Genomic DNA, 20,046 nt, shown 5'->3' with positions numbered 1-20,046 from the left:
TCGGCAAACTGGTCCGACCGACCGCACTGTTGCGTGCGGGACCATCCGACACAGGAGTCGAAAATGCCCACAGCAGTGCAGAAATATAGCCCCTGGTCTTCCCGCTCGCGCCTTCGCGCTGCGACCGCCGTGCTCATCGCGGCATCGCTCGCGCTTAGCGGGTGCGCGGGCGCAGATAGCGCACCCGCGACCGAGGGAGGGGAAGCCCCGGCCAAACTCGACGATATCGTCGTGGTGTCATTCCTCCCGCTTCAGTCGTTCACTTTCACACCCGAGATGTACGCATACTCGTCCGGAATATTCGAAGAGCACGGTCTCGACGTGCAGCTGCAGCCGGTGCAGGGCACCTCTGCGGCGATCCAGACCTTGCTCGGCGGCGCCACGCCGATCACCCGAGTGAGCACTGTTGACGTCATGCCCGGGATGGAATCCGGTCAACCCATCGTCGGCGTCGGTACGATGGCCTACCGCAGCAACCTGCGTGTCATTTCGACCGAAGCGAACCCGATTGAGTCCGCAGAGGACATGGAAGGCAAGGTCATCGGCCTCGGCTCGGTCGGTGGTACGAGCGAGAAGATGCTCAACTTTGCGCTCGACGAGGCCGGTGTGCCGCTCGATTCGGTGACCCGCCAGGCGGTACCGGTCACCTCGGCCACATACGAACTGGTTAAGCAGGGGCAGCTCGACGGTTACGTCGTCAGCCTCGACACCTCCATCGGTATCGTCGAGCAGAACGAGGATGCCGTCTCCAGCCCCGCGGGTCTGGTCGATGCTCCAGAGCGTCAGGTCTGGATCACGACGGAGTCGAACCTCGAGAACCCCGAGCGAGTCGACGAGATCGAACGTTTCCTCGCGGCGATCAAGGAAGCGACGCAGGAGCTCATCGACGACCGAGAGAACGACTTCGAGAACGTGCTCGCCACGTTGCGCGACAGCGGTGACTGGGACTTTGCAGCATTGAAAGACGACGCCATCGCGGTTGAGGCGCTCAACACTTACACGACCGAGACGTGGATCGATTCGACGGGCACGGTCGGCCTGCTCGAGAACGACGACGATTTCTGGACAGTCATCTACGATGCGTACGTCGCTGGTGGCTTGCTTGAAGGCGGTGCCGACCCGTCGGCCTGGATCACGAGCGACCTACTCGCGGCCAACTGACCTCGCACCCATCCCTGGTGATGGCCCCGCGCAATCCGCGGGGCCATCACCTTCCCCTGACAACGAGAGGCGACGATGCCCATCATGAGCACACAGACCCCGACACCACCCGCGTCCGCCCTGGGCACAGCGGATACTGTTCCGCGGCTGAACATCCAGGGCCTCGGGCGCGACTTCGTCACTAGGTCGGGCATCACCCACGCTGTCTCGGGCGTCGATCTGAGCATTCAGCGCGGTGAGTTCGTCGCACTGATTGGAAGATCGGGCTGCGGCAAGACGACACTGCTGCGCATGATTGGTGGCCTCCTCGCACCCAGCGCGGGAACGATCGAGGTCGACGGCAACAACCTGTGGCGCGGTTCGACGGTAGATGAATCGGCCATCACGAAGCTGGGCTTCGTCTTTCAAGAAAGCAACCTGTTCCCCTGGCTCTCAGTGCTTGACAACATCGCGCTGCCGATGAAGCTGCGAGGCGTCGGCAAGCAGGATCGTCGCGCACGCGCCTCCGAGCTTGCGGCGCTCGTCGGCCTCGGTGGATTCGAAAAGTCCTACCCGCGCGAGCTTTCCGGCGGGATGCGCCAGCGTGCCGCGATCGCGCGTTCGTTGTCGACTGAGCCGGATCTCCTCCTCATGGACGAGCCGTTTGGCGCACTGGATGCGCTCACACGCGAGCGCATGAACCTTGAACTGCAGCGCATCGTGCTCGAGACCAAGTCGACGGTCGTCTTCGTTACCCACGACATACCCGAGGCGGTGTTCCTCGCCGACCGCGTCGTGCACATGACGCCGCGGCCTGGCCGGGTGCGCCAGGTTCTGCCGGTCGTCGAGCCAAAACCACGCACGGTCAACACCACGACGACGCCAGAATTCAACGAGATCGTCCGGAAACTCCGACACGACATTGACGAGGAGAACTGATGAGCCGCCAGAAGGTCATGCGGGTCCTGCCCTGGGTTGTGACGCCCGTGCTCGTCGTGGTGATAGTCGTCATCTGGCAGCTGGTTGTCTCCATCGGGCAGGTGAACCCGTTCCTGTTCCCGCCGCCCGGTGCCGTGGGCGAGAAGTTCATCGGGCTCTTTTCGACCCCCGGTATCTGGACCCACACCCTGACCACGCTCTCCGAGATCCTGATCGGATTCGCGATCGCCGTGGTGACGGGTGCCGTCGTCGGTGTCCTGCTCGGCAAGCTGCCGTGGCTCGAGGCGAGCGTGCGCCCCCTCATCGTGATCACTCAGGTGGCGCCGAAGGTCGCGTTCATCCCACTATTCGTGATCTGGTTCGGCTTCGGCATCACCTCGAAGATCTGGCTATCCGCGCTTCTGGCGTTCTTTCCCATCATGCTCAACATGCTTTTGGGTGTGCGATCGGTCGAGCAAGGGCAGCGAGAAGTGATGAAGAGCTTGAACGCGACGCGATCACAAACGCTTCTACAGCTTGAAATGCGCAGCGTTCAGCCCTATCTGTTCGCTGGTATGGAGGTGGGCATCGTCCTCGCAACGACGGGCGCGATCGTTGGCGAGTACATCGCGGGTAGCCAGGGGCTCGGGTTCCTCGTCGTTTCGAGCATGAACCAACTCGATGCGGCACTCACCTTCGCACTCATCCTGTGGCTGTCGCTCCTCGGTCTCGCTCTGTACCTCATCGTCAACGAGTTGAAGCGATTTTTCATCCCCTGGCACGAGTCCGTCTACGGCCTGCGCAACACGATGGCGTGATCGAACCTCGCCTGCCAACTCGAGGTGCGGTACATGGGTGAACCTTCGGCGTCACGTCGCACGGCGTCGCGTCGTGCCGGTTGGGCACCGCATGTCTCTAGGATGGTCGTGTTGGACGCAGAGCGTCCGCCAGGAGACGGGTGGGATATGCCGGACGACAGATCACGCGATCGAATTCAGAGTATTGAACGCGGTGTGGAGGTGTTGCGCGCTTTCAATGGTCGGCAGGGTTCACTGAGTGTCGCCGAGATCGCCGCGCGTGTCGACCTCGCGCGACCCGTCGTGCGCCGCATCATGTTGACCTTCGCCCACCTCGGCTATGCAGAGTCGGCGGGTGGGCTCTGGAGTCTGACCCCGCGCATCCTCGAGCTCGGTTCCGGGTACTTCGCGTCGTCATCATTGCCGGAGATCTCTTACGGTTACATGCTCGACGTCGTCAAGCGCACCGGCGAGACGTGCAGCATCGGTGTGCTCGACGGGACGGACGTCATTCACATCGCGCGGGTCGAAGACCGCCGGCCGCTGCCTGATTCGGTGCGCATCGGCCAACGACTCCCCGCGCACGCGACGGCGATCGGCAAGGTGCTGCTCGCTCAGCTTTCGGATACCGAACTCAACGTCATTCTCGCCGAGCACTCGTTCGAGACGCTCACGCCCGCGACGGTGACGGATGCGGACGGGCTGCGTGCGCGCACCGATCTCGTGCGCGCACGCGGCTACGACATCTCGGTCGAGGAGATGCTCCCCGGCAGGGTAGCCGCGGCGGTGCCGATCCTCATCGACAACCGTGCCGTCGGTGGACTCGGCGTATCGTCAACGACCGTGCGTGAGACCGCCGACAGTCTGCGCGACGTCGTCGTGCCACTGCTGCTCTCCGCGGCCACCGAGATCGCGAGTGCTTACCGGAACGCCAACCCCCAACGATTCCGGGCGAGCGAACGATGAAACTACCATCCCCGGTGCTCAGGCGACGGGGACGGTGATCCGCTCAGGGAGCCTGGTCCCCAGGTACGCACCCTGGGTTTCGAGACGCTTCTGCAGTGTCGGCACGTCAACGCCCGGACCCGTGCCGTCCCCCGCGAGCGCGAGGTCGGCCGCGGTGCCCGCTGCCTGGCCCATGACGAAGCACGGCCCGGTGACACGACCGGACGATTGGCCTCCCTGCGTCATCGAACCTGCGCGTCCGGCGACGAGAAGATTGCCGACAATCTGTGGCACCAGCATTCGATAGGGAAGCTGGTTGAACCCCCGCGAGTCCACCGGCGCGAACTTGAACGCGACGTCGCCGACGACGTGCGCCTCGACTGGCCACCCGTTGACACCGATCGTGTCATCGAAGTCTCGGCATTCCAGCACGTCCTCCTGTGTGAGCTGGTAGGAGCCGACGATACGCCGAGTCTCTCGGATGCCGATCGACGGGGCGATGTCGACGACGTACGAGTCCTGGAACCCGGGAGCGACCTGTTTAATGAAGGCGAAGGTGTCCTTCACCTGCTGACGGCCCTGGAGCTCTCCGCGCGTCAACTGGTGGACGTTGGTGCCGTCAACGGCTGAGCCGTCTTCGTTGGAGAGTTGCGTGAGGTTCGAGCGCCATTCGAGCGGGTTGCGTTGCGGGCGCACAATCGGCTTCTTGCGAGGGAAGGAGTGCGTACCGGCAGCTTCGGCTTCTTCCATGAGACGGCGGATGGTCTTCCACGCCTCGCCCGCCTCGGCGGGATGCACTCCGTTGATTCGGAACATGAGGGAGGGGTACATGAGGTGCTCGCTCACCTCGAACGGGGCACCCGACCAGGCGGCGATGTCGCCGTCGCCTGAGCCATCGATAAAGAACCGTCCGCGCACAGCACCGCGTCCCGACTTTGATTCGACGATGACGGCGTCGATCGTGCGGTCCTCGCTCATTGACACGTCGACGACGGAGGTATGGAACAGGAGTTCGGCGCCCCCCGCCACGACAAGTTCGTCGGCGGCGATCTTGAGCGCAGAGATGTCGTACGAGAGGGCCTGGATACGGTCGTCGACCGAGAGGTGCACGTCGTTCAGGCCATCCATGGCCCGCATCCGATCGAGCAGTTCATCAGCGTAGCCGTGTACCGACTGGAAGTCAGTGCCGTACGCGCGGGCGTGCATCCCACAGAACGTCGCGAGGCCACCCATCGTGCCGGCACCGCCGAGAAAACCATACTTTTCGATGAGCAATGTCGAGCGTCCGGCGCGCGAGGCGGCGGTCGCCGCCATCAAACCGGCCGGGCCGCCGCCAACAACGACAACGTCGTACTCGCCGATGATAGGAGTGTCACGAGCGGGCTCGCGAAGGGTCCGCGGCCGCTCGGTAGCGCTGCTCAGGGCCGCAGGGTCGATGCTGATCATGCGATCTCCTTCGAGGGACACGGTCGGGCGCATAGGACGGCGCCGCACGAGAGAGGCTGGACGAGCGCCTCGTACTGATCGAGGTACCCGCCACCCGTATCGCGGTCTGCGGGCGGGTCGTAATCGGGGCGGGCCGCGAGCTCGGCGTCGTCAACCAGCAGGTCGACAGCGCCTCGCTTGACGTCGATCTCGATCAGGTCGTCGTCACGCACGCGGCCGAGCGGCGAACCGGGGCTCGCGGCCTCGGGAGAGACCTCGCCGACCGTCATGCCTTGGTTCACGAGGCCGGAGAACTGCCCGTCCGTCACGAGCGCGACGCTCTGGGCGAGCCCGCGCGCGTGGAGCGCGAAGATGAACGACGACGTCAGCCCGAGGCCGGGTGCGCCGGTGACTCCGATGCCTCGGATGACCGCAACGTCGCCTTCACGTAGACGTCCGCTCGAGATTCCTGCGATCGCCTCTTCACGGGTGCCGAAGACGCGCGCGGGGCCCCGGAAGACGTGCGGGCCCGGATCGGGGACCGGCCGCTTGGCGACGGCACCCCCCGGGGCGAGGGTACCTTTGAGCACGCTGATCGCCGGATCGGTGCCGAACGGGTCATCGAGCGACCGAATAATATCGCCGTCGGCAGGCTTGGCAAGCTCAGAGTTCTCGGCGATGGTCGCCCCCGAAACGGTGAGCTGAGTACCGTCGAGCAACGGCAGCAACTCGCGGATGATTGTGGCTCCCCCTCCGGCATCTTCGAACTCCTCCGTGAGGCGGGGTCCGTTGGGGCGCACCGAACACAGCAGCGGGGTCTCACGACCGAGCTGCCGGTACATCTCCCATACGTCGACGTCGAGGCCCGATTCGATGGCGATCGCCTGCAGATGCTTGATGGTGTTCATCGAGCCACCGATCGCGAGCATCGCGCGGGCAGCGTTGCGCACCGACCCCTCGGTGATGATCTGCCGTGGGCGCACATCGTTCTCGATCAGGGCGGCGAGCGCATGGGCGGAGCGCTGCACCGTGTCCCACATCGGGGCGCTCAGTGCTCGAACGGGAGCGGATTTGGGCATCGCCATGCCGAGCGCTTCAGCCAGGATGTGCATCGAATTGGCGGTTGCGAGACCTGCGCATACACCGGGGCTGAGGATCGCGTCTTCGGCGAGCAGCTCGAGCGCATCGGTCGGCTCTCCCGTGACGGCGGCTTTCGAAGCACGCAAGAAGATCTCTTCGATGTCGGCTTCACGGCCTTCGGCGAGGCCGGAGTGCTGGTAGCCGCACGGGACGATAATCGTGGGAATGTCGAGTCGACCCGCGGCCATGAGATGCGCAGGCGTCGTCTTGTCGCAGGAAGACAGACAGATCATCGCGTCGAGCTTCGCACCTTCGACAGCGGCTTCAATATCGTCGACTATCAGGTCGCGGCCGGGCAGAATGTACCGGCCCGCACGCCCTGCACTCGTCACGAAGTCACTCGGCGCGGTCGTGCGGATCTCAAACGGAAGCAGTCCGGCTTCGCGCAGGTCGACCTTGAGTCGCGCAGCGATGTCGTCGAGGTGCGAGAAACACGCGGCGAGTTCCGACGATGTGTTGACGATCGCGACCTTGGGCTTTTCCCAATCGGCTTTCGGAATACCGAGCGCCATATAGTGCGCACGGCGCGCGATTGCGAGCGCCGACGACGGTGGAAGGTTGCTGCGGAGTGTGGGCATCATTGTCCTCTCGTCGCAGCGATTCATCCGAAATAACTAGCTCGGTGCGACAATGTCAGTGTACGCATTGCGGGCACTAAGTCGCAATGCGTACATTTGGGTTGCGGCCAGGAGGTACATGTGCGATCAGACGGACACTTCGGTGGCGCCGAAGGCCCTCGACTGACAGGTGGCCTACTCGGGGTGCTCTGCGTGCTGATGACCCTCAACCCGATCATCGCGAGCATGTATCTGCCGGCGCTCGGCGTCATGGCCGACGATCTGGGGACGAACATCATCGGGATTCAGATCACCCTCACCGCGTTTTTCTTCGGAGTCGCGGTCGGTCAGCTCATCGTCGGGGCTCTCTCCGACAGCCTCGGTAGGCGCCGCGTCGTGTTGCTCGCCTTCGCGGTACTCACGGCAGCGAGTATCTTCGTTGCTCTCGCTCCAACCCTCGAGCTTTTGATCACGGGCCGCGTGCTCCAGGGGCTTGGCGCCGCGGCTGGCGTCGTGGTGGTGCGCGCGATCGTCGCCGATATCGGCGTCGGACCGCAGATTTCGCGCGCCTACAGCCTGCTCATGGGCACACTGGCAGCGGGGCCAATGATCGCGTCACTCTCTGGCACCGTGCTACTGCAGGTCTCTGGCTGGCGCGCAATCCTCGTCGGCACGGTTGTCGCGAGCGTGGCCTTCCTGTTGTTGGCTGTCGTCGGCATTCCCGAGAGTCTTCCACCGGCCCGCCGCGCAGCGTTCAGCGCCACAGGCATGGTCGCTATGTACGGGCGTTTGCTGCGCGACCCTGTCTACGTCGGGTTCGTTCTGACGATGGCTTTCGTCTTCGCTGGTCTCACGATCTACGTGAACGCCTCGTCGTTCGTCGCGCAGGATGTGCTCGGTGTCGACATATGGGGCTTCTGGCTCATGTTCATGGCATACGGACTCGCTGTCTTTGCGGGAGCATGGATGAATGCGCCGCTCTCGGCGCGATACGGCCCGCGACGGATGCTGTTGATCGATCTCGCGGTGGCGATGGGGGCGGCCGCACTGCTCGTCTCGGTGACGGCCCTGGGCGGCCTCGACGTGCCCGTCTACGTGTCGCTGATCTCCATTAGCTGCGCGGGAGTCGCCGGCGTAATGGCAAACGTGACGACCCTCACTCTGGGCCGTACTCCGTTCGCTGCGGGATCCGGCGCTGCCCTGATGGGTTGCGTCCAGTTCGCATTCGGGGCGCTCGCGACCCCGGTCGGAGGGTTCGCTGGGCCGGAGACTGCGCTGCCGATGACAGCCGGGATGCTCGCATGCTTCGTGCTTAGCTTCGCGGCGAGCCGATTCGCGCGATTTCATGAGCGTCGCGCCCCGCGCGGCTTTCCGATAGATGAAAACCCTCCTGCGGCGCCCACCGGCGGCGGGGCACTGTAGAAGTCAGCGGTCCAAGACGGGTCGCGGCAACACACGGAGGAACCGGATGACCACCTCGACGCGCGAATCGCTTCTCGACCCGACGGGTGCAGCCGAGGGCGCGAACGACAGCACACTTTCTCCGCGCCCGGTGTCGTTGAAGGGGCTCACCGTCGGCCTACTCGACAACACGAAACCGAACTCGACGCTGCTGCTCGACGAAATCGCGGCCGACCTCAAACGTGACTATGGCATCGGCGAGATCAAGCACTACGTCAAGGACTACTTCGGCACTCCGGTCAAGGATGAGCTGTTCCAGCAGATCGTCTCCGAGGTCGACATCGTCATTACCGCGGTCGGCGACTGCGGCTCATGCAGTGCGGCGACGGTTGCTGATGGCATCCTGTTCGAGCGCGCTGGCATCCCAACCGTGAGCATCACTTCAGACTCTTTCGCCATGTCAGGTCAGGCGATGGCCGACGTGCAGGGCTTCCCAGGATTCCAGTTCGTCATGGTGCAGCACCCCGTCGCGAGTCTGGACGTGGAGCATATCCGAGGACGTGCCGACCAGGCCGTGCCGGAGGCGCTGCGCATCCTCGGTGTGACCGAACTCGCCTAATCGTCCGCATCCGAGAACCAAGGAGATCACTATGAGTACTACCGTGCCAGTAGACGACGCCCTCGCTTCGTTTCGCGAGATGATGGCGACAGATGGCTATCTGCTCACATGGTCGGACGTCGGAAACGACAAGGTCGTCGTCAAGATCGATGCGACTGAAGGTGCGTGCGAGGACTGTCTCGTGCCCCTGCCGATCATGACCAACATCATGGCGAAGGCACTCGGAGCGACCGGGTACGAACTCGACCACGTCGAGCTCCCAGGGAGCCACTAGGGGCACCGCCGAAGAGGGCACGAAAGAGGCCCGAACCTGCGAGATTTCGCAGATCCGGGCCTTCGACCAGGCGTTCAGCCAGGACTTCGCAGAGAAGCTCTAGAAGTCCCAGTCGTCGTCTTCTGTGGCCTCAGCCTTGCCGATGACGTACGACGAGCCGGAGCCCGAGAAGAAGTCGTGGTTCTCATCGCCGTTGGGCGAAAGCGCCGACAGAATCGCCGGGTTCACGTTCGTCACCGTGGAGGGGAACATCGCCTCATAGCCGAGGTTCATCAGCGCCTTGTTGGCGTTGTAGTGCAGGAACTTCTTGACATCTTCGGTCAGACCGACGCCGTCGTAGAGGTCCTGCGTGTACTGCACCTCGTTGTCGTAGAGCTCGTACATGAGGTTGAAGGTGTACTCCTTCAGCTCATCACGGCGCTCCTGGGTCTCCTTTTCGAGGCCCTTCTGGAACTTGTAGCCGATGTAGTAACCGTGCACGGCCTCGTCACGGATGATGAGGCGGATGAGGTCGGCTGTGTTCGTCAGCTTCGCCTTGGACGACCAGTAGATCGGCAGGTAGAAGCCCGAGTAGAACAGGAATGACTCCAGCAGGGTCGAAGCGACCTTGCGCTTGAGTGGGTCATCACCGGTGTAGTAATCCATGATGATCTGAGCCTTCTTCTGAAGGTTCACATTCTCCGTGGACCACCGGAACGCCTCGTCGATCTCCTTCGTCGACGCAAGGGTCGAGAAGATCGAAGAGTAGCTCTTGGCGTGCACCGACTCCATGAACGCGATGTTGGTGTACACCGCTTCCTCATGCTGAGTGATCGCATCAGGGATCAGCGAGACAGCGCCAACCGTGCCCTGAATCGTGTCTAGCAGCGTGAGACCGGTGAAGACCCGCATCGTGAGGAGCTGCTCTTCGGGCGTCAGGGTGTTCCACGACTGGATGTCGTTGGACAGCGGCACCTTTTCAGGCAACCAGAAGTTGTTCACCAGACGGTTCCAGACCTCGAGGTCCTTATCGTCCTCGATGCGGTTCCAGTTGATCGCCTGTACGTGGTCGACCAGCTTGAGCTTCGGTGAGGGGGTCATCATGCTTCTCTCTGTTCTAAAAATCCATGATCAGCGCACATCAAAGCATGCAGCTAACGCATTCAGCCATGTCGGTGCCCTCGAGCGCCATCTGGCGGAGACGGATGTAGTAGATCGTCTTGATGCCCTTGCGCCATGCGTAGATCTGAGCCCGGTTGATGTCGCGCGTGGTCGCGGTGTCCTTGAAGAACAGCGTCAGCGAGAGGCCCTGGTCGACGTGCTGCGTTGCCGCGGCGTAGGTGTCGATGACCTTCTCGTAGCCGATCTCGTATGCGTCTTCGTAGTACTCCAGGTTGTCGTTCGTCATGAACGGCGCCGGGTAGTAGACGCGGCCGAGCTTGCCTTCCTTGCGGATCTCGACCTTCGAGGCGATCGGGTGGATCGAGCTCGTGGAGTTGTTGATGTACGAGATCGAGCCGGTCGGTGGCACCGCCTGCAGGTTCTGGTTGTAGATGCCGTGCTTCTGGATGCTGTCCTTCAGCGCGGTCCAGTCAGCCTGGGTCGGGATGTGCATGCCAGCGAAAAGCTCCTTGACCTTGTCGGTCTCGGGCTCCCAAACGCGCTCGATGTACTTGTCGAAGAATTCACCCGACGCGTACGTGGAGTCCTCGAACCCGTCGAAGGACACGCCGCGCTCGATGGACAGCGCATTCGATGCACGCAGCGCGTGGAACAGCACCGTGTAGAAGTAGATGTTCGTGAAGTCGATACCCGCCTCTGACCCGTAGTGCACGTGCTCACGAGCCAGGTAGCCGTGCAGGTTCATCTGGCCGAGGCCGATGGCGTGCGAGCGGTCGTTACCCACTTCGATCGAGCGCACCGAAGCGATGTGGCTCTGGTTGCTGACTGCGGTCAAGCCGCGAATCGCCGTCTCTACCGTCTTACCCAGGTCACCGGCATCCATCGCCAGCGCGATGTTCATCGAGCCGAGGTTGCACGAGATGTCCTTGCCGATCTGATCGTACGAGAGGTCCTCGTTGTACGTGGTCGGCGTGTTCACCTGCAGGATCTCGCTGCAGAGGTTCGACATGTTGATGCGGCCCTTGATCGGGTTCGCCTTGTTGACCGTGTCCTCGAACATGATGTAGGGGTAGCCGGACTCGAACTGGATCTCAGCGATGGTCTGGAAGAACTCACGCGCGTTGATCTTGGTCTTCTTGATGCGAGGGTCATCAACCATCTCGCGGTACTTCTCGGTGACCGAGATGTCACCGAAAGGCACTCCGTAAACCTTCTCGACGTCATACGGCGAGAACAGGTACATGTCTTCGCCGTTCTTGGCGAGTTCGAACGTGATGTCCGGAACGACAACGCCCAGCGAAAGTGTCTTGATGCGGATCTTCTCGTCAGCGTTCTCACGCTTGGTGTCGAGGAAGCGCATGATGTCGGGGTGGTGCGCGTTCAGGTACACCGCACCTGCGCCCTGGCGGGCACCGAGCTGGTTGGCGTAACTGAAGCTGTCTTCGAGCAGCTTCATGACGGGGATGATTCCGCTGGACTGGTTCTCGATCTGCTTGATCGGCGCACCGGACTCGCGGATGTTCGACAGCAGCAGCGCTACGCCGCCGCCGCGCTTGGACAACTGCAGCGAGGAGTTGATGCCGCGTGAAATCGACTCCATGTTGTCTTCGATACGCAGCAGGAAACAGCTGACGAGTTCGCCGCGCTGAGCCTTGCCCGAGTTGAGGAAGGTGGGAGTCGCAGGCTGGAAGCGGCCGGAGATGATCTCCTCGACCAGGTCGATCGCGACCTGCTCTTCGCCGTCGGCGAGGCCCAGGGCGGTCATCACGACGCGGTCTTCGAAGCGTTCGAGGTAGCGCTTGCCGTCGAAGGTCTTCAGCGTGTAGCTCGTGTAGTACTTAAAAGCGCCGAGGAACGTCTCGAACCGGAACTTCTTCGAGTAGGCGAGGTCGTTGAGCTTCTGAATGAACTCGAGCGAGTACTTCTCGATGAGCGCACCCTCGTAGTACTCCTTCTCGACCAGATAGTCCAGTCGCTCCTTGAGGGAGTGGAAGAACACCGTGTTCTGGTTCACATGCTGCAGGAAGTACTCCTGCGCGGCGCGCTTGTCGGCGCCGAACTGGATCTTGCCGTTCGCGTCGTAGAGATTCAGCATCGCGTTGAGCGAGTGATAGTCAAGTCCGTCGTAAGCGGGGTTGACCTTGAACTGCACCTGCTCGGTCACTGTGTCATGCCCTGCATGCTCTTCAACTGCAATACCCACCATCGTTCCAATCCGTCGCTCACGCGATCAACATCGTCTGGTGTGCCGAATACTTCAAGCCGATACAAGTGCGGCACACGACACTTGCGACTGATGATTTCTCCGGCAAGGCAGAACGCCTCGCCGAAGTTGGTATTGCCTGCGGAGATCACTCCGCGAATATGACGCCGGTTGTTCTCATCGTTGAGGAACCGGATCACTTGTTTGGGCACGGCGCCCTTCTCCTCGCCGTGACCCTGGCCACCGCCATACGTCGGTGTGACAAGCACGAAGGGTTCGTCGATGAGAAGAGGCTCTTCATTACGGTGCAACGGGATGCGCTGCGCCGGAAGGCCGAGCTTCTCAACGAATCTGGCCGTGTTGCCCGAGGTACTGGAGAAATAGACCAGGAGCGGCGCGGCTGTCGCGACGACGCTCATGACAGATCCTTATGCCAAGCGTGAAGCGAGTTCGCTGATCTTGTCGGGACGAAAGCCCGACCAGTGGTCCTCGTCAGTGACGACGACGGGCGCCTGCATGTAGCCGAGCGCCTTGACCCGCTCGAGCGCCGCAGCGTCTTCCGAGAGGTCGTGAATCTCGTACTCGATGCCCTGTGCATCCAGCGCGCGATAGGTCGCGTTGCACTGAACGCAGGAAGGCTTCGTGTAGACCGTGATCGACATCTTTTTTCCCCTCAAATCTAGATTTTCCGGCAGACCCCCCGCCGGGACTTTAATACTACATATAGGTACGGACATTGAGAGTGACCACAAGGGCTAGTAGTTACATCCGTGTAGTTTTCCACCGCTCTCCACTGATACAACACAGGTTGTCCACCATTTCATCCACAGCCGGGGGACGAGTTTCTGACCTCGCAAAGCGCATGATCTCGCGGTTCTCCGAAGCCGTTCAGAAATCCATCCACAGGCGGCACGCTACGCGGGGGTTCAGACATTCCTCAGCCTGTGGAAACTGCGATTCGGCGTGTCGCGGCGTGTCGCCCGAACGGCCGATCATCACCGAACCAGGTAGTGCCCAACTCCGTCGAGGATCCTTGCAAGACCGAAGTCGAAGTTGTCGAAGTTCTCATCTTTGAGAGCTCCCATCGCAAGCGTCGCGTGCAGTTCGGGGAAACGATCACTGGTGACGAGATCGCCGATCAGTTGGACTTCATCGAGCGCGACAGCGCTCACCGACGCATCGATCTCGGTGGCTCGCTCGTCATAGCCGCGCTCGATGAGCGCACGAAACCGCGCGTGCCCTACCACCTGCAGCACGACCGCAACACGTTCCCGACGACTCAGTGATGTCGCCTCAAGTGCCGCGAGTCCGGCTTCCAACCATGCGAGATTGTTCGGAGTTGTCGCGATGCCTGTGATCGTGATGTCCAGCATCCACGGGTGGAGGCGATAGACGGCGGCAGCTGCCGCAGCGTGCGCCTCGAGCCCGGCTCGCCAGCCCTCCGCCTGAGTGATCGAACTCGGCGGCACCCCCATCCCTCGCTCCTGCAGCAGAAGCAGGAGGGTGTCCTTGGATGACACATATCGGTAGAGCGACATCGCTGTGAGGCCGAGCGCGGCGGCGACCGAAGGCATGGTTACCGCTTCGAGACCGTCCGCGTCGGCGATGGAGAGTGCTGCATCCAGCACCTGGTCCAGCGTGAATTCACGCTTGGGGCCTCGTCGTGCGGAAGGCACGGCTCCCCACGCGAGCGCAAGACCGCGCGGCCACTCGGGCTTTGCCACATCGTCGACCACTGCCTACCTCCTATCCGCGCGTTCCAGCATAGGTCTCGGGACCGACGCACCAACGCCGACCCCGAAACCTCCGACCAGTCGGGTCAGGCCACGGACCAGCCGCCGTCGGATGCCAGAATGACACCGTTGATGTTGGTGGCAGCGTCGCTCGCTAGCCAGACGACGGTGCTCGCGATCTGCTCGGCCGTAGCCGGAGGTGACATCGTCGCCTGAAGAACGGGGCCGCCACGGCCCGCGCCGTACTCGGATTTCAACGACATGTCCAGACCCGTCATCACCGCACCGGGCGCGACGGCATTTGTGCGAATGCCCTGTGGCCCATACATGAAAGCGCAGCTCTTCGTGAGGCCGACCACCGCGTGCTTGGAGGCCGTATATGCGGCGCCGCCCACCGACCCACGGAAGGCAGCTTCGGACGCGATGTTCACGATCGCACCGGATCCGTGTGCGCGCATCAACGGAATGACCGCGCGCGTCATACGCATGACTGCAGTGACGTTGACCTCGAAGACGCGCTGCCACGTCGCGTCATCGACTTCGTCCGCAGGAAGAACGCCGTCCATGATGCCCGCGACGTTCGCGAGTATGTCGGCTCTCCCACCTGCAGCGTCGATGACCTTGTGCACGGTCTCCTCCTGGGTGATGTCGCCCGCGACCACCTGCAGGTCGAAACCGGAGAGGTCTGCGGCAAGCGCGCGCAGTCCGTCTTCAGCAATGTCCGTGGCGACCACCGTCGCCCCGGCCCGCGCGAGGATCTGCGTCGTGGCCCAGCCGATCCCTGATCCAGAGCCGGTAACGATGGCTGTAAGGCCGCTAAAGCGGGAAATGGTGTCGTTCATGATGCCCTCCTGAGGTGCGTGAATTTGTTTCTCGTACTGACGTAAACAGTATATGCATGTACTAGTAGTTGGGAACCTGAGAACGATCGACCCACGACCACAGGTGCCGCGCCGATGCATTCTCGCGGCCGACCCGGGTAGCGTTGTCTCGTGGCGGGATATCGGGACCTTCTTCGCACCCCTGGCGTGGGGCGCATGATCGCAGCTCAGCTGACGGCGCGTTTCCCCAGCGGCATGGCATCGCTGGCGATTCTGCTGCACGTCGAACAGCAGACCGGGTCGTACGGTGCCGCCGGCCTCGTGCTCGCGGCGACCTCGGTCGGGCAGGCCGTGTCCGGCCCCGTCACGAGTCGTTGGATGGGCGTTTGGGGCATGCGCCGGGTACTCACCCTCACCGCGGCCGTCTGCACTCTCGCCGTGCTGGCTCTCGGCCTGCTTCCGCTTAATCTGGCCGGCTACATGGCATTCGGCATGATGGTCGGGTTGTCGACTCCGCCTGTTCAGTCGGCGGTGCGCACGATCTACCCCAAGCTGGTCAACTCTTCGCAGCTGACACCACTGTTCTCTCTGGATGCCTCGCTGCAGGAGATCATCTGGATTCTCGCCCCCGTCGTCATCACACTGGTATCCACCCAGATCGGCACCACCGAGGGGCTGATGCTGGTCGCGATCATCCTGGTGCTGGGTTGCGGCTGGTTCATCCTCTCTCCAGAGGTCGGTCGCGTGCGCATCCCGCGCAGCCGTCGCGCCTTTGGCCGTGTGCTGCTCCGCCCTCCGGTGGCGCTTGCGACCGTGATCGGATTCCTCGTGATCGGCGCCTGTTCGGCCGTCGAGGTCGGTGTCGTCGCCACGTTTGAGCACGGCAGCCTCAAAGCCGGAGTCGTGCTCGCAGTCTTCGCTGCCGGCAGCCTCGTCGGCGGGTTGTCGTTCGGGCACATCCCGATCGGGCCGTGGGCGATGGCGCGGCGCCTGGTGCTCGTGACCGTTGGCCTCGCCCTGACCATGGTGATGCTCAACGCCTATTGGCTGGGCGGGGCACTGTTCATTGCCGGACTCGGCATCGCCCCAGCTCTCGCGGTGCTTTTCGCCATCACCACGGCCAGCGTGAAATTCAGCGAGACAGCCGAAGCCTTCGGCTGGGCAGGCACCGGCCAGCTCATCGGCGCGGCATCCGGCTCCGCCATCGCCGGGTTCCTCGTCGACGGCACCGGTGGACCGCAGGGCGCGTACTTGGCAGCCGTGCTGTTCGCTATCGTCGGTGTCATCGTCTCTGTGGTGTTCGTGCGGGCACTCCCCGACCTACGCCATCGAGACCCCAGCCCCTTCCCTGACACCGAACCCGTGGCGGTCACTCCCTCATGAACTCCTCTTCCACACCTGAGATCGTCTGCATCGGCGAGACGATGGCACTGGTGACGCCCACGGATGCTGCGCTCTCCGAGGCGCGCGAGGCATCGCTGGGACTCGCCGGTGCCGAGTCAAACGTCGCCGCGGGGCTTGCCGCTGCCGGGCGACGGACGGCATGGGCCTCGCGGCTCGGCGACGATCCTCTCGGCGTCCGCATCGCCTCTGAACTGCGCAGGCGCGGAGTGGAGCTGTGGGTAGAGCTCGATCCGGCAGCGCCGACCGGCGTCATGTTCAAGGACCCCGGTGCCGAGGGCTCTGCCGTGCACTACTACCGCCGCGGCTCCGCTGCTTCCCGCATGGATGCCGGATACCTCTCGGTCGAACAGCTCTCCGGCACCCGAATCGTGCACACCACCGGCATCACCCCCGCCCTCTCCGCCACCTGCCGCGAGATGGTCGATCAGCTCTTCTCGGATGCACGCGCCGCGGGCGCCCTGGTCTCGTTCGATGTGAATGACCGCCGTGCGCTCTGGTCGCTAGAGGATGCCGCTGCCACTCTCGCTCGTCTCGCCAACGCCGCCGACATTGCTTTCGTGGGGCGCGACGAGGCCGAACGGATCTGGGGCACGGCGACCGCAGAGGATATCCGCGCCTTCCTGCCGGACTGCGCGCTGCTGGTCGTGAAGGACGGCGACATCGGCGCCACCGCATTCGACGGCGACGCCGATCCGGTTTTCGTGGCTGCCCCGGTAGTGGACGTCGTCGAACCGGTCGGCGCCGGCGACGCATTCGCCGCCGGCTTCCTCGCCGCCACGCTGGATGGTCTGCCGTTGGCCGAGCGACTACAGGCGGGGCATGTCTCGGCCGAACGCGTGCTCACGATCGCCGCGGACATGCCACCCATCGGCTGAGCCCGCCGACTCTAAGCCTCCTAGGCTGGTCCTATGCTTGCACCTGTTCAGCTGCCTCGCCTTTCCTGGGGCAACGTCGATTCGCCCAGGACCGCTCTGCTCGTGCACGGACTCGGATCCTCTGGAGCCCTGATGTGGCGCCTCGGCGATGCCCTCGCGAACGCCGGATGGCACGCGGTTGCCATCGACCTGCGTGGTCACGGCGATGCCCCACGAACCCTGGATTACACGATCGGCGCGTATGCCAGCGACCTCGCAGCGACCGGCCCCGCACGAGGTGGCCCCTGGGACGCCGTTATCGGGCATTCCCTCGGCGGTGCGTCGAGCACGGTGGCCGCAGCATCCGCTTCGTCCTGGACCAACCGGCTGATCCTGATCGACCCCGCGATCTTCGTCGAGGACCACGATGCATCGATCATCCGGCGCAGCCAGGAGCGGGCCTTCGCGGACAATCGCATCGCGGTCGTGCAGGAGGAGCATCCGCACTGGCACCCGCAGGATCACGAACTGAAGATCGATGCCGTCACGCGCACCAGCCGCTGGGCGGTCGAGCAGACCAGCGCCCAGAACCAGCCATGGGATGTACGAGCGGATGCCGCGCGGCTCACCATTCCCACACGCGTCATCGGTGCGGACCCGAAGGTCTTCAGCCTGTTCACCGGCAGCAACGCCGAGGGTGTGCTCGCATCGAACGCGAACATCTCGATGTCCATCGTCGCCGGCGCCGGACACTCCCTGCACCGGGATAAACCGGATGAGACCATCAGCCAGCTCTTGGAGGCACTGTCATGACGTTCGACCCCGCCGCATACCTGCCAGACGATCTGCTTGAGCGCATCCGTGACCGAGCGCCGATCCACGATCGGGAGAACACCTTCCCCACACAGGATCTCGACGAGCTTCGGGATGCCGGATATCTGAAGATCCTCGTGCCCGTCGAGCGCGGCGGCGCTGGACTCGGCTTGGAGCAGGCCGCGATCCTGCAGCAGCGACTTGCCACGGCTGCGCCAGCCACCGCACTCGCGATCAACATGCACCTGGTCTGGACCGGCGTCGCCAAGGTTTTCAGCGACCGCGGCGTCACGGGGATGGAGTTCGTGCAAGACGGTGCCGCGCGCGGTGAGGTGTTCGCGTTCGGCATCAGCGAGGGCGGCAATGACCTCGTGCTGTTCGCCAGTGACACGACCGCCACGCCTCAGAGCGACGGCTCCTACTCCTTCACCGGCACGAAAATCTTCACCTCACTTGCCCCGGTGTGGGACAAGCTCGGGCTGCACGGCTTGGACACTTCCGATGCGGATGCTCCGAAGCTCGTGTTCGCATTCATCGACCGCACGGATGCGGTGACGACCAGCGACGAATGGGACACTCTCGGCATGCGAGCGACGCAAAGCCGCACCACCAGGCTCGACGGCGCGGTCGCCACCGCCGAACATGTCGTGCGCCGCATCGATCCTGGCCCGAGCGCTGACCCGATCATCTTCGGAATCTTCAGTGTGTTCGAGCTGCTGCTCGCCTCGGTCTACACCGGCATCGCTCGCCGGGCGCTCGACCTCGCAGCCGAGACCGTGCAGAAGAGACAGTCCAAGAAGACTGGTCTGGCGTACAGCCAGGACCCGGACATCCGCTGGCGCATCGGCGATATGAGCCTCGCGTACGACGCGTTGCCCCCACAGATCGCTTCCCTCGCCCGTGATGTCGACGAGCAGGGCGATCACGGCGCACGCTGGTTCACGCTGCTGTCCGGCACCAAACACCGGGCTGTGGTGATGGCCAAGCATGTGGTGGATCAGGCGATCCTCACGGCAGGCGGCAGCTCATACTTCTCGTCCAACGAGCTCTCTCGCCTCTACCGCGACGTGATCGCGGGCATGTTCCACCCGTCCGACCCTGAGTCGGCACATTCCACCGCGGCGAGCGCAGTGCTCGGTCCGCTCGACAACTAGGCCAGAAAGCCCCGCAGCAGAGCTTCGGAGCCGGCCAGGTGGTCGCGCATCGCGTCTTCCGCGGCATCCGGTTGCCCCATCAGGATGGCAGTGATGATCCGATCGTGCTGCTCACCGGAATGCTCGATATTGCGCGGCAGCAGCGGGAACGTGTCGAGCCAGGCGTTGATCCGCGCGCGATTCTCGGCGACGAGAGCAACCAGCGACGGAATCCCGGTGGCCTCGGCGATCTCCAGGTGCAGCAGCGTATCCAAACGACGGTACTCCTCAGGTCCTGCCGGCAGCGCCGCCTCATGCCGTGCCCACAGCTGAGCTCTCGTGTCGGCGTCGAGTGTGCGCCCGGCCGCGGTCCGCGCTGAACCGCTCTCCAACACGAACCTCAACCCCAGCACGTCATCCAGTTCGCCGGGATCAGTGCGCCCGGTATCAGCCGGCATCGGCAGCGGGTCGGCGACGAAAGTGCCTCCGTAGCGACCGCGCCGCGGCTCAAGAAAACCGGCGTCTGCAAGCTCACGGATCGCTTCGCGCACGGTGTCGCGGCTGACGCCATAGGACGCGGCGAGCTCCCGCTCCGGCGGCAACGAGGCCCCGGGCGCGACAACTCCGAGACGCACGATCTGCACGAGTCGTGCGACGGTGTCCTCCAGCGCGTTCCCCCGCCGGAGCGGCCGAAAAACGGCCTTTCGAACCTCAATGAGGTCGCGCTCCCGCGGGTTCTCGCTCATGGTCTCATTCTCTCAAAGACGG

At 63.5% G+C, this 20,046-nt stretch carries 20 protein-coding genes; 11 read left to right on the top strand and 9 right to left on the bottom strand.

Annotated features, from left to right (window positions below; genetic code table 11):
- Positions 1-63 precede the first annotated feature (63 nt).
- The 4 genes from AC1C2O_RS18025 (at position 64) to AC1C2O_RS18010 (ending at position 3,821) form a co-directional block, all read left to right on the top strand.
- Positions 64-1,161, top strand: coding sequence for an ABC transporter substrate-binding protein (locus tag AC1C2O_RS18025; protein ID WP_495431948.1), 1,098 nt, complete (start codon positions 64-66; stop codon positions 1,159-1,161).
- Between the two features lie 84 nt (positions 1,162-1,245).
- Positions 1,246-2,079, top strand: a complete 834-nt coding sequence (locus AC1C2O_RS18020; protein ID WP_495431947.1) for an ABC transporter ATP-binding protein — start codon at positions 1,246-1,248, stop codon at positions 2,077-2,079.
- Positions 2,079-2,876 carry an ABC transporter permease gene (locus AC1C2O_RS18015; protein ID WP_495431946.1) on the top strand — a complete coding sequence of 266 codons (798 nt, stop codon included), beginning with the start codon at positions 2,079-2,081 and terminating at the stop codon, positions 2,874-2,876. The genes AC1C2O_RS18020 and AC1C2O_RS18015 overlap by 1 nt, the downstream gene beginning before the upstream one ends.
- Positions 2,877-2,909: 33 nt before the next feature.
- The gene (locus AC1C2O_RS18010) at positions 2,910-3,821 is read left to right on the top strand and encodes an IclR family transcriptional regulator domain-containing protein (RefSeq protein ID WP_495431945.1); all 912 of its coding nucleotides are present in this window, start codon (positions 2,910-2,912) and stop codon (positions 3,819-3,821) included.
- A gap of 18 nt (positions 3,822-3,839) precedes the next feature.
- On the opposite strand, the gene AC1C2O_RS18005 is transcribed toward AC1C2O_RS18010, so the two are convergent.
- On the bottom strand, positions 3,840-5,246 hold the full coding sequence (locus AC1C2O_RS18005) for an FAD-dependent oxidoreductase (protein ID WP_495431944.1): 1,407 nt from the start codon (positions 5,244-5,246) through the stop codon (positions 3,840-3,842).
- Positions 5,243-6,946 (bottom strand): dihydroxy-acid dehydratase domain-containing protein, encoded by a 1,704-nt coding sequence (locus AC1C2O_RS18000; RefSeq protein ID WP_495431943.1) that lies wholly within the window; start codon positions 6,944-6,946, stop codon positions 5,243-5,245. The genes AC1C2O_RS18005 and AC1C2O_RS18000 overlap by 4 nt, the downstream gene beginning before the upstream one ends.
- 117 nt (positions 6,947-7,063) lie before the next feature.
- On the opposite strand from AC1C2O_RS18000, the gene AC1C2O_RS17995 reads away from it, so the two are divergent.
- From AC1C2O_RS17995 to AC1C2O_RS17985, 3 genes are read left to right on the top strand one after another with little or no spacing between them, the layout of a single operon-like run.
- Complete coding sequence (locus AC1C2O_RS17995) at positions 7,064-8,344, top strand: Bcr/CflA family efflux MFS transporter (protein WP_495431942.1); 1,281 nt, start codon at positions 7,064-7,066, stop codon at positions 8,342-8,344.
- A 46-nt stretch (positions 8,345-8,390) separates the two neighbouring features.
- A complete protein-coding gene (locus tag AC1C2O_RS17990) occupies positions 8,391-8,942 on the top strand; it encodes a UGSC family (seleno)protein (protein ID WP_495431941.1) in 552 nt (183 codons plus the stop codon).
- A gap of 31 nt (positions 8,943-8,973) precedes the next feature.
- Positions 8,974-9,216: a hypothetical protein gene (locus AC1C2O_RS17985; RefSeq protein WP_495431940.1), complete on the top strand. Its 243-nt coding sequence runs from the start codon at positions 8,974-8,976 to the stop codon at positions 9,214-9,216.
- Between the two features lie 99 nt (positions 9,217-9,315).
- Here AC1C2O_RS17985 and nrdF read toward each other — a convergent pair whose 3' ends face one another.
- From nrdF to AC1C2O_RS17955, 6 genes are all read right to left on the bottom strand, one after another.
- Entirely contained in the window at positions 9,316-10,296 is a 981-nt protein-coding gene (gene nrdF / locus AC1C2O_RS17980) for a class 1b ribonucleoside-diphosphate reductase subunit beta (protein ID WP_495432175.1), read from the bottom strand.
- 40 nt (positions 10,297-10,336) lie between these two features.
- Positions 10,337-12,523, bottom strand: a complete 2,187-nt coding sequence (gene nrdE, locus AC1C2O_RS17975) for a class 1b ribonucleoside-diphosphate reductase subunit alpha (protein ID WP_495431939.1) — start codon at positions 12,521-12,523, stop codon at positions 10,337-10,339.
- The gene (gene nrdI / locus AC1C2O_RS17970; RefSeq protein WP_495431938.1) at positions 12,478-12,939 is read right to left on the bottom strand and encodes a class Ib ribonucleoside-diphosphate reductase assembly flavoprotein NrdI; all 462 of its coding nucleotides are present in this window, start codon (positions 12,937-12,939) and stop codon (positions 12,478-12,480) included. The genes nrdE and nrdI overlap by 46 nt, the downstream gene beginning before the upstream one ends.
- Before the next feature lie 9 nt (positions 12,940-12,948).
- The gene (gene nrdH, locus AC1C2O_RS17965) at positions 12,949-13,182 is read right to left on the bottom strand and encodes a glutaredoxin-like protein NrdH (RefSeq protein WP_495431937.1); all 234 of its coding nucleotides are present in this window, start codon (positions 13,180-13,182) and stop codon (positions 12,949-12,951) included.
- 333 nt (positions 13,183-13,515) lie between these two features.
- Positions 13,516-14,256, bottom strand: a complete 741-nt coding sequence (locus AC1C2O_RS17960; protein ID WP_495431936.1) for a TetR/AcrR family transcriptional regulator — start codon at positions 14,254-14,256, stop codon at positions 13,516-13,518.
- 83 nt (positions 14,257-14,339) lie between these two features.
- Entirely contained in the window at positions 14,340-15,095 is a 756-nt protein-coding gene (locus tag AC1C2O_RS17955; protein ID WP_495431935.1) for an SDR family NAD(P)-dependent oxidoreductase, read from the bottom strand.
- A gap of 150 nt (positions 15,096-15,245) precedes the next feature.
- On the opposite strand from AC1C2O_RS17955, the gene AC1C2O_RS17950 reads away from it, so the two are divergent.
- From AC1C2O_RS17950 to AC1C2O_RS17935, 4 genes are read left to right on the top strand one after another with little or no spacing between them, the layout of a single operon-like run.
- Positions 15,246-16,457, top strand: coding sequence for an MFS transporter (locus AC1C2O_RS17950; protein ID WP_495431934.1), 1,212 nt, complete (start codon positions 15,246-15,248; stop codon positions 16,455-16,457).
- Entirely contained in the window at positions 16,454-17,353 is a 900-nt protein-coding gene (locus AC1C2O_RS17945; protein WP_495431933.1) for a sugar kinase, read from the top strand. The genes AC1C2O_RS17950 and AC1C2O_RS17945 overlap by 4 nt, the downstream gene beginning before the upstream one ends.
- Before the next feature lie 33 nt (positions 17,354-17,386).
- Positions 17,387-18,145, top strand: coding sequence for an alpha/beta fold hydrolase (locus AC1C2O_RS17940; RefSeq protein WP_495431932.1), 759 nt, complete (start codon positions 17,387-17,389; stop codon positions 18,143-18,145).
- Positions 18,142-19,299 carry an acyl-CoA dehydrogenase family protein gene (locus AC1C2O_RS17935; RefSeq protein ID WP_495431931.1) on the top strand — a complete coding sequence of 386 codons (1,158 nt, stop codon included), beginning with the start codon at positions 18,142-18,144 and terminating at the stop codon, positions 19,297-19,299. Before AC1C2O_RS17940 ends, AC1C2O_RS17935 begins: the two co-directional genes overlap by 4 nt.
- Here AC1C2O_RS17935 and AC1C2O_RS17930 read toward each other — a convergent pair.
- A complete protein-coding gene (locus AC1C2O_RS17930; RefSeq protein WP_495431930.1) occupies positions 19,296-20,024 on the bottom strand; it encodes a FadR/GntR family transcriptional regulator in 729 nt (242 codons plus the stop codon). The two genes, AC1C2O_RS17935 and AC1C2O_RS17930, sit on opposite strands and share 4 nt — an antisense overlap.
- Positions 20,025-20,046 lie beyond the last annotated feature (22 nt).

It is taken from the genome of Microbacterium sp. Y355, assembly GCF_059445345.1.
This window is presented reverse-complemented; position numbering and strand designations above follow the sequence as displayed.

Excerpts from the sequence above, each read along its gene's own strand:
- AC1C2O_RS18025 (WP_495431948.1), top strand. The coding sequence starts at position 64 with ATGCCCACAGCAGTGCAGAAATATAGCCCCTGGTCTTCCCGCTCGCGC.
- AC1C2O_RS18020 (WP_495431947.1), top strand. The coding sequence starts at position 1,246 with ATGAGCACACAGACCCCGACACCACCCGCGTCCGCCCTGGGCACAGCG.
- AC1C2O_RS18015 (WP_495431946.1), top strand. The coding sequence starts at position 2,079 with ATGAGCCGCCAGAAGGTCATGCGGGTCCTGCCCTGGGTTGTGACGCCC.
- AC1C2O_RS18010 (WP_495431945.1), top strand. The coding sequence starts at position 2,910 with ATGGGTGAACCTTCGGCGTCACGTCGCACGGCGTCGCGTCGTGCCGGT.
- AC1C2O_RS18005 (WP_495431944.1), bottom strand. The coding sequence starts at position 5,246 with ATGATCAGCATCGACCCTGCGGCCCTGAGCAGCGCTACCGAGCGGCCG.
- AC1C2O_RS18000 (WP_495431943.1), bottom strand. The coding sequence starts at position 6,946 with ATGATGCCCACACTCCGCAGCAACCTTCCACCGTCGTCGGCGCTCGCA.
- AC1C2O_RS17990 (WP_495431941.1), top strand. The coding sequence starts at position 8,391 with ATGACCACCTCGACGCGCGAATCGCTTCTCGACCCGACGGGTGCAGCC.
- AC1C2O_RS17985 (WP_495431940.1), top strand. The coding sequence starts at position 8,974 with ATGAGTACTACCGTGCCAGTAGACGACGCCCTCGCTTCGTTTCGCGAG.
- nrdF (WP_495432175.1), bottom strand. The coding sequence starts at position 10,296 with ATGACCCCCTCACCGAAGCTCAAGCTGGTCGACCACGTACAGGCGATC.
- nrdE (WP_495431939.1), bottom strand. The coding sequence starts at position 12,523 with ATGGTGGGTATTGCAGTTGAAGAGCATGCAGGGCATGACACAGTGACC.
- nrdI (WP_495431938.1), bottom strand. The coding sequence starts at position 12,939 with ATGAGCGTCGTCGCGACAGCCGCGCCGCTCCTGGTCTATTTCTCCAGT.
- nrdH (WP_495431937.1), bottom strand. The coding sequence starts at position 13,182 with ATGTCGATCACGGTCTACACGAAGCCTTCCTGCGTTCAGTGCAACGCG.
- AC1C2O_RS17955 (WP_495431935.1), bottom strand. The coding sequence starts at position 15,095 with ATGAACGACACCATTTCCCGCTTTAGCGGCCTTACAGCCATCGTTACC.
- AC1C2O_RS17945 (WP_495431933.1), top strand. The coding sequence starts at position 16,454 with ATGAACTCCTCTTCCACACCTGAGATCGTCTGCATCGGCGAGACGATG.
- AC1C2O_RS17940 (WP_495431932.1), top strand. The coding sequence starts at position 17,387 with ATGCTTGCACCTGTTCAGCTGCCTCGCCTTTCCTGGGGCAACGTCGAT.
- AC1C2O_RS17935 (WP_495431931.1), top strand. The coding sequence starts at position 18,142 with ATGACGTTCGACCCCGCCGCATACCTGCCAGACGATCTGCTTGAGCGC.
- AC1C2O_RS17930 (WP_495431930.1), bottom strand. The coding sequence starts at position 20,024 with ATGAGCGAGAACCCGCGGGAGCGCGACCTCATTGAGGTTCGAAAGGCC.